Source organism: Pseudomonas sp. K5002 (assembly GCF_013386655.1).
Lineage (GTDB): Bacteria > Pseudomonadota > Gammaproteobacteria > Pseudomonadales > Pseudomonadaceae > Aquipseudomonas.
On sequence record NZ_JACARK010000902.1, the window covers coordinates 1 to 1,615 of the forward strand.

At 60.5% G+C, this 1,615-nt stretch carries 2 protein-coding genes and 1 pseudogene; 2 read left to right on the forward strand and 1 reads right to left on the reverse strand.

Annotated features, from left to right (window positions below):
* Positions 1-126 (reverse strand): annotated as a pseudogene (locus tag HX846_RS30735) (alkanesulfonate monooxygenase); the annotation flags it as partial.
* Between the two features lie 250 nt (positions 127-376).
* Between HX846_RS30735 and HX846_RS30740 the strand changes: the two are divergent.
* Together HX846_RS30740 and HX846_RS30745 are read left to right on the forward strand one after the other, a co-directional pair.
* Complete coding sequence (locus HX846_RS30740; protein ID WP_003211316.1) at positions 377-1,240, forward strand: ABC transporter permease; 864 nt, start codon at positions 377-379, stop codon at positions 1,238-1,240.
* A gap of 1 nt (position 1,241) precedes the next feature.
* On the forward strand, positions 1,242-1,615 hold a 374-nt coding region (locus HX846_RS30745), incomplete at its 3' end, for an ATP-binding cassette domain-containing protein (protein ID WP_178966834.1).

Below are 1,615 nucleotides of genomic sequence, written 5' to 3' on the forward strand. Positions count from 1 at the left end.
GAAGCCGGCCTCTTCGTGGGCGCGGGCCACGGTCTCCACGTAGTCGGGCTGCAAGGTCGGGCCGCTGCGAGGGTGGATCTCGGAGGCGTGGTGGCCGCCGATATAGCCGATAAATTCGATGCTCATGGTCAGTCCTTGTTGAGGGCAGGAATAAAGCTGCTATCGAAAATAGGGGCCGCACCCGGGCCTGTAAAATGCCGATTGGTTCTATCCTAATTATAAAAATACAGAATCATAGTTTTATATCGTTATCAGTAATGCGCATTTTAATCGTATTAGGTTATTCCCAAATAGAATTTCACTGAGGTTTTTTATGCGAATAGCATGAAACCGCAGCGGCGCTCCTGGCCGTGTTCTTGATGAGGAAGGAAGCCCGATGACTGAAAAGTCCCTTAACGCCAGTTCGTTTTCCGTCGACAAGGCCGAGGGTCAAGCCGGCGTTGCATCCCGCTTGATTCCGCGCTGGCTGCGCAACTGGCGCACCCCCGATGTGTTGCTGCGGCTGGTCAGCCCGATTGTGTTGCTGTTGCTGTGGGAACTGGCCTCCGAGCTGGGCTTGATCCCGGCACGGATCATCGCCGCGCCGTCTCAGATTGGCGGCACCCTGTGGGCAATGATCGTCTCCGGAGAGCTGGGCAAGCACCTGCTGGTGTCCCTGCAACGGGCGCTGCTGGGCTTGAGCATCGGCGTGAGTATCGGGGTGGTGGCCGCGTTGATCACCGGCCTGTCGAAGCGCGGCGAGGTAATCCTCGACTCACCGATGCAGATGCTGCGCACCATTCCTTCCCTGGCACTGGTGCCGTTGTTCATCCTCTGGTTTGGCATCGGCGAGTTCACCAAAATCGCACTTATCGTTACCGGCACCACCTTTCCGGTGTACCTCAACCTGTTCGCCGGCATCCGCAACATCGACCCCAAACTGATCGAGGCCGCCAACACCCTCGGCCTCAACCGTCGCGAGCTGATCTGGCACGTGATCCTGCCGGGCTCGTTGCCTTCGTTTTTTGTCGGCCTGCGCTATTCCCTGGGCATCTCCTGGCTGGCCCTGGTGTTTGTCGAGCAAATCAACACCACCGCCGGTATCGGCTACCTGGCCAGTGATGCGCGGGACTTCATGCGCACCGACGTGATCGTGATCTGCCTGTTGATCTATAGCGTGCTGGGCCTGCTGATCGACGGCTTGATCCGCACCCTGGAACGTTTTGCCCTGGCCTGGCGCCCATCGTTTGTGAGGAACTGACATGTCGATTCTCGAAGCTTCAACAGCACCGGTGCAGTTGCGCAATGTGGTGCGCCAGTTCGGCCAGCAGCGGGTCATCGACGGCCTGGACCTGGATATCGCCCCGGGGGAGTTCGTTGCGTTGCTGGGCGCCAGCGGGTCCGGCAAGACCACTTTGCTGCGCAGCCTCGCGGGCCTGGACAGCATCGACAGCGGCCAGTTGCGCGTGCCCAAGGCCCGGGCGGCGGTGTTCCAGGAGCCGCGCCTGATGCCGTGGAAGCGCGCCTGGAAAAACGTGATTCTCGGCCTGCGGGTTCCCGACGCCAAGGCCCGTGCGGTGCAGGCGTTGACGGAAGTCGGGCTGGCCCATCGGCTGGAGGCGTACCCGGCGACCCT